This is a genomic window from Micrococcus sp. (assembly GCF_030523875.1).
Lineage (GTDB): Bacteria > Actinomycetota > Actinomycetes > Actinomycetales > Micrococcaceae > Micrococcus.
The window spans coordinates 1-6,135 of the sequence record NZ_JAUNHR010000105.1 but is presented as its reverse complement, the minus strand read 5'-3'; the positions used below and the strand labels follow the sequence as shown (position 1 = coordinate 6,135).

Annotated in this window: 6 protein-coding genes and 1 pseudogene; all 7 read right to left on the bottom strand. The window is 71.6% G+C overall.

Translation table 11 applies throughout. The annotated features are described in order from the left end of the window. Positions 1–360 (bottom strand): annotated as a pseudogene (locus tag Q4D18_RS10675) (hypothetical protein); the annotation flags it as partial. An 88-nt stretch (positions 361–448) separates the two neighbouring features. Next, positions 449–1,492, bottom strand: coding sequence for a pseudouridine synthase (locus tag Q4D18_RS10670; protein WP_303128218.1), 1,044 nt, complete (start codon positions 1,490–1,492; stop codon positions 449–451). 38 nt (positions 1,493–1,530) lie between these two features. Further along, positions 1,531–2,781: a glucose-1-phosphate adenylyltransferase family protein gene (locus tag Q4D18_RS10665; protein WP_303128216.1), complete on the bottom strand. Its 1,251-nt coding sequence runs from the start codon at positions 2,779–2,781 to the stop codon at positions 1,531–1,533. Between the two features lie 111 nt (positions 2,782–2,892). Further along, the gene (locus Q4D18_RS10660) at positions 2,893–3,933 is read right to left on the bottom strand and encodes a DNA-formamidopyrimidine glycosylase family protein (RefSeq protein ID WP_303128214.1); all 1,041 of its coding nucleotides are present in this window, start codon (positions 3,931–3,933) and stop codon (positions 2,893–2,895) included. 67 nt (positions 3,934–4,000) lie between these two features. Then, positions 4,001–4,180 (bottom strand): hypothetical protein, encoded by a 180-nt coding sequence (locus Q4D18_RS10655; RefSeq protein WP_303128212.1) that lies wholly within the window; start codon positions 4,178–4,180, stop codon positions 4,001–4,003. 161 nt (positions 4,181–4,341) lie between these two features. Next, complete coding sequence (locus Q4D18_RS10650; RefSeq protein ID WP_303128210.1) at positions 4,342–4,497, bottom strand: hypothetical protein; 156 nt, start codon at positions 4,495–4,497, stop codon at positions 4,342–4,344. Positions 4,498–4,842: 345 nt separating this feature from the next. Continuing rightward, positions 4,843–5,781, bottom strand: a complete 939-nt coding sequence (locus tag Q4D18_RS10645) for a hypothetical protein (protein ID WP_303128207.1) — start codon at positions 5,779–5,781, stop codon at positions 4,843–4,845. Positions 5,782–6,135: the final 354 nt, after the last annotated feature.

Here is a 6,135-nt window from a genome sequence, read left to right as displayed (position 1 = left end):
ACGGCGGCGGTGCACCGCCTCCCGGCGCTCGTCCGAGGCGGCCCGGGCGGGCAGGAGGCGGCCGAGCGTGCCGGCGAGGGGGCCGGCCACGCGGCCCAGGTCCGGGCTGCCGAGGCGGTCCAGCAGGTCGCTCAGGTCGGCGCGGGCGCGCGGTCCGGCGTCGGGGGCGGGAGAGGGCGTGGGGGAGATGTCCGTCCCGGGGCCCTCCGGGGACTCCGGATCGCCGCGCAGGGCGCGGGCGTGCCGGGCGATCTGCTCGGCGGTGAGACGGCCCGGGGCCGCGAGGGCGCGCCGGGGGCGGGCGGCGCCGCGCGGGCGGGGGGCGGGGGCGCCGGAGGGGTCCGGATGCCCGTCGCTCATGCTCGCCCCTCTCCGTGCCGTCGCCAGGCCACGATCACCGCGACCGTCACCCCGAGAAGCGTACCCAACGGCACGGCCCGGTCCGGCGTCATGCCGGCCGCTCCTGCAGCTGCGCCGGGGAGGTGAACTCCCGCTCCTCGCCCGTGACCGGGTCCGTGAACGCCAGCGAGCGGGAGAGCAGCTGCAGCGGCCGGGCGAGGTCGTCGGGGGCGGCGTCGAGCAGGTCCGGGTAGAACGGGTCGAACGCGATGCCCAGGCCGAGGGCGGCCAGGTGGATGCGCAGCTGGTGGGTGCGCCCCGTGCGCGGGCTCAGCCCGAACCGCACCACGCGACGCCCGGCCAGCGTCCCCGCCGAGCGGCCCGCGTCCAGCACCTCGATCCGCGTCTCCGCGTTGGCCCCGGCGTGGGAGAGGTTCGACCTCCGCGTCCGCACCCGCGCCCCCGCGGCGCGGCCGGAGGCCGCCGCGGGGATCTCCTCCGTGATCGAGCGCAGCACGCCCTTGTCCTTGCGGATGCGGCTGCGCATCACCAGGGGGAAGCGGGCGAGCAGGGCCGCGGCGTGGGCGTCGTCGTCGGTGCCGTCCGGGGCGTCGGGCAGCAGGGCCACCGCCTCGTAGCGCTTGGTCACGGCCCGCCGCTCGAAGAGCAGGTGGTAGGCGCCGCGCGTGGCCGGGTCGCAGGAGAACATCACGACGCCGGCCGTCGCCCGGTCCAGCCGGTGCAGGGGCACGAGGTCGTCGATCCCCAGCTCGTTGCGCAGCCGCACGAGCGCGGTCTCCTGCACGAACCGCCCGCCGGGGGTGGTGGGCAGGAAGTGCGGCTTGTGGATGACCACCAGGCGCTCGTCGCGGTGCAGGAGCGTGTGCCGCACCGGCAGCGGGACCTCGTGCGGGACCTCGCGGTAGTACCAGAGGTCCTCGTGCACGCCGAGCGGGGTGTCGGCCGGGATGGGGCGGCCGTGGCGGTCCACCACCTCCCCGCGGGCGAAGCGCTCCCGGATGGCCTCCGGGTCCACGTGGCCGAAGCGGTGCAGGACGTGGCCCTGCACGGTGCCCCCGGGGCCGGCGGCGGGCAGGCGCAGCCGGGTGGCGTTCACGCCGTGGCGTGGGGGGAGCGGGGAGGGGACGGGCACGGGGCCATCCTTCCAGCCCCGCGCCGCCCCGCCGACCCTCAGACGTTGACCGCCGGGACGCCGCCGCCGGTGGTCTCGTCCTCCGAGCTCGGCCCGCGGGCGTCCGGGGTGAGGATGACGATGCCGTCCTCCTCGTCCAGGGTGCCGCGGGTCTCCCCCTCGGGGATGGCCGCGGCCACGTCCGCGATCACGGTGTCCAGCACCGTGCCGGCCGGGACGGTGACGTCCCCGAACAGCAGCGAGCTCCGCACCACGGCGCCGGCCTCGACCCGCACGTGCGGGCCGATCACCGAGTCCACGACCTCACCGGAGACGTGCGCGCCGGGGGCCAGGAGCGAGCCGGAGACGCGGGCGCCGTCGTCGATCCGGGCCGGCGGGGCCAGCACCGGGTTGGTGACCAGGGGCCACTCCTTCGCGTCCAGGCGCAGGCCCTCGCCGGCGAGGATCTCGCGGTGCGCCAGGTGGAACGCGTCGATGGTGCCGATGTCCCGCCAGTAGCCGTCATGGCGGTACTCGCGCACCGTGCCCCGGTCCACGAACGCGGGGATGATCGTCTCCCCGTAGTCGCCGAGGGAGCTGGCCACCGCGTCGCCGTCCTCGTCGGTCTCCTCGGTGTTCTCGGCGGTGTCCTCCTCGGCCTCCACGAGCCCCACGACCACCTCGGACAGCGCCGTCACGTCGAACACGAAGATCTCCGTGGCCACCACGTCGCCCTCGGGGTCCTCGGGCTTGTAGTCGTAGGCCGTGACCTTCCCGTCCTCGTCCGCCTGCACGACGCCGAAGCGCGAGGGGTCCTCGTCCGTCACCGTGGTGACCATGGTCAGCTCGGCGCCGGACTCCTCGTGCGCGGCCAGGACGCGGCGCAGGTCCAGCTGGTACAGGTGGTCCGCGGAGAGCACGACCACGGTCTTCGCGCCGAACGCGCGCAGCAGCGGCACCTGCTGGGCCAGCGCGTGGCCGTTGCCGGAGGTGAAGCCCTCCTCGGCGCGGCCCTGGGCCGGGGGCAGCAGGCGCAGCCCGTGCCGGGTGCCGTCCATGTCCCACGGGCGGCCGCCGGCCAGGTGCTGGTTCAGCGTGAACGGGCGGTACTGCTCCGCGATCCACACGTCCCGCAGGCCCGAGTGGGCGAGATTGGAGAGCACCACGTCGATCAGGCGGTAGTGGCCCGCGAACGGGATGGCCGGCTTGGAGCGGGCCGCGGTGAGCGGGTCGAGGCGGCTGCCTCGGCCGCCGGCGAGCACGAGGGCGACGACGTCGCCCTCCGGGTCCTTTGGGAACGGGTCGGCCATGGCGTGGGCTCCTTCGTGGTCGAGCGGGCCCCTGCCCCCGATCGGGGACGAGGTCAGGCGAATCTACCGGGCGGTCCCGGCCGTGCGGCAGGGGTGGGGGACGCGTGGCGGTCACCGCTGGCAGGTGCGGCACCACCACAGCTGGCGCTCGTCGTCCTCGGGGGAGCCGTACTCCTCGAACGTCACCGGTCCGCCGCAGCGTAGGCACGGGGTCTTCCGGTGCCCGTACACCCAGTAGTGCGGCCCGCGCGGCCGGGGGGTGTCCCCGGGGCGTAGCGGTCCGGCGCCCGAGGTGCTGACGCGCCCGTGCGCGTCGGAGGGGTCGGCGCCGTCGTCGGGGGAGGAGGGATCCGGGGCGTCTGCGCCGAGTGGCCGGGGCAGCCCGCCGGGGAAGCTCCGGTCCGGGACGAGCACCTCGATCCCGTACGGGCGCCCCGGGTTCCCCCTGACCCCCGTGGTGGTGCGGCCCCAGCCTGTGTACGGCGCGGCCGGCGGGACGTTGGCGCGCAGCAGGTCACGGGCGATCGTCAGCAGCCCCGGCACGTCCGGGACCGCGCCCACCGGCCGGTGCGGGTCCAGGCCCGCCAGCAGCAACGACTCGCACCGGTAGATGTTGCCGATGCCGCACGTGGTGCGCTGGTCCAGCAGCGCCAGGCCCACGGGCCGCTCCGGCCGGGCGGTGAGGCGGCGGACGCCCTCGGCCAGCAGCTCCTCGGCGCGGGCGGGATCGTCCCAGGCCGGGTCCAGCAGGTCCGGGCCGAGATGGCCCAGCACGCGGTCCTCCTCGGCGGTGGGCACGAGGTCCAGCCGCCCCAGCTGTGCCCCCAGCACCCGGTGCTCGGCGGTCTCCAGCACGCAGCGCACCTGCCAGCCCGGGGCGCCCCACCGCGCGTCGAGGTCCGTGACCAGCCAGCGGCCCTCCATCTTCAGGTGGGAGACCAGGGTGAGCGGCCGCGCGTCGGGCCGCTCCGCCGGCGGGGTCAGGCGCATGAGCAGCCACTTGCCGCGCGGCTCCACCTCCGCCACCGTCCACCCCGCCAGGCGCGCGGTGGCGTGCTGCGGCACGCGCAGGTCCGCGTGCGTCAGGACGCGGCCGGCCAGGACGGGGCGCAGGCGGTGGCCGGCGCGGACCAGGGAATCGCCTTCGGGCATGGGGGGACCCTACCCGGGGAGGGCACTCGGCTCGAGCTCAGGCCGCGTCCCGAGCTCGCGCCGGGTGTCAGCCGAGCGGGTCCGCCCGAAGGGCCCGGAACCGGTGCCCGTCCTGCTCCGCACCCTCGGGCAAGACCTCGTAGGTGAAGGCGACGGCCTCGCCGGGCTGCATCCCCCGGAAGCCGGGGCCGGTGAGATGGGAGAAGTGCAGCCAGCACCCGCCGGGGACTTCCGGGGCCTCGATCACACCTCAGCCCTCCTCCATGCTCCAGCGGGCGAGGACGCCGCGGACGGGGTGCTCGATGCTCTCGGCCATGTCGATCCTCCGGCTCCCACGACGGCAGTATGCGCCGACCCTATCCGGGGTGCGGCGGTCTGACCATGGACCCGGTGCCCGCCCGGTCGGGCTCAGCTGCGGAACCGGATCCCCGAGGGGCTCGAGTAGAACCCGGCGGCGAGCATCGCCTGGGCCAGCGGGGTGCCGAGGATCGGCCCGCCGTTGAGCTTCACCAGGCTCAGCCGGTCCGTCTTCGCCGTCCGCAGCGCCTGCATCGCCGTGAGCAAGCCGAATCCCTCTGCCTTACGTCACACATGGTGCGTTAGTTCACCGCAGCAGACGACGGTGCCTTGCTCTGCGAACAAGGTCCGCGCAGAGAGCTGCAAGACCTAGCGCACACATTCCTATACCCAGCCACAGCACGCTCGCGACGAGCGATCCCGGATGGGCACCCGCGCGCAGGTGCTCGGGTACCTCCTGGTACTCCAGGAGAGAAAGGACACCCCCGATGAGGTACGTCACAACCCCTAGCGGGATGAGCAGGGCGGCGATCTGTCCGAAGCCCACCCTTCGCTGACGCATGTCGCCACCCTCGTCGTTGGGCACTCCGGGGCGTTCCTCACCCAGCCTCGTCACCAGTTGCACCTATGGAATGTGACGTTGGCCGTCCACCATGCATTGTCCCGACGGGACGCTTCCAGATTCCAATCTCCTGCCCAGTTGGAGAAGCCTCCCAGGACGTGGCAGCTGTACTGCTGGTAAAAGGTCTTGCGCGATGTCACACGGGATCCCCACTTGTCCGTCCATTCGCGCCAGCCTTCATTGCGCATGATGAATTGGCCAGCGGCCACTCCGCCGACCCAGCCTGCAGGGTCACCAGCCTGACCGTTGTGGATCTTCTGACCCCAGTCCGTCTTTGTTCCCGAATGGACCACCCGCCCTTCGTGCCTCTTGTTATCATTCAGGTTTCTGAAGAGCCTCTTCCCTTGGAAAGGGTCTGCGATGATGGGGTAGGAGTGCTGGTCGGGGTTCGCATACACGTGCTGTGTCAGGGTGTGCCCATCAAACTCGAAAGTTGTGGGAACGGGCGCGCCATCGGCATCCTTGGCCCACGGCGGAGCCACCATGGAAATAACTTCACCGGCCGAGCCGGAGACGACGATGGAGTCATCGGGGTACATCTTCCACTGGGCGTCAGTCGGGATGCTCATCTCGTAGGAAAAAGTATGGGGTGCGTCGGAGCCTCCGATCACGGAATGGATTCGAGTGCCTCCTTCGACACTCTCGGCTGTCATGATGATGTTTTCCGACGTGCTCTCAAAAACTACCGTGTCGCTCCCTGCTGGCTTTCCATGGGAAAGATCGAGGTCCGCAGGGAGGTGCATTTCAACCCTTCCATCATCATCAGGCATATCTGCGGAATTAAACGTGAGCGGTTCATCGGGGTCAGTTGGAATTGATGTCTTCCCGTGCACATCCTCATCTGAAGTGAGGACCTCGCCGTGGTGACCGTGATGGGTCATGATGAGGGGGTCTGAAGGTTGTCCATGTATCCGGTCCAGCAGCTCCACGGCCTCGGTTGTGGTCACTTCCGCGGAGGTGGCGGAGGGGTTGCACTAGCCGTGCCTGCTCCTGCGACACCCCCCCCCGATTGCAATGGTCAAGGAAATCGCGGCGAACTTCTTCACAGTGCTTGTCTTTTATTTGGAGTTTCTAAGGGCGGTTGCGACCGGTCGACGCAAGTATCATGCGCGTGTGAGCGTGATCATGTCAAGGGGTATGCAATAGGGTTGCTGGGGGAATTCTCATCATGTGAAGGGGGCGTCCATGCTCAGTGACGACCGCTCTGAGACCACGTAGGTGGGGCTGTCTCAGCTGCGGAACCGGATCCCCGAGGGGCTCGAGTAGAACCCGGCGGCGAGCAT

Excerpts from the sequence above, each read along its gene's own strand:
- Q4D18_RS10665 (WP_303128216.1), bottom strand. The coding sequence starts at position 2,781 with ATGGCCGACCCGTTCCCAAAGGACCCGGAGGGCGACGTCGTCGCCCTC.
- Q4D18_RS10660 (WP_303128214.1), bottom strand. The coding sequence starts at position 3,933 with ATGCCCGAAGGCGATTCCCTGGTCCGCGCCGGCCACCGCCTGCGCCCC.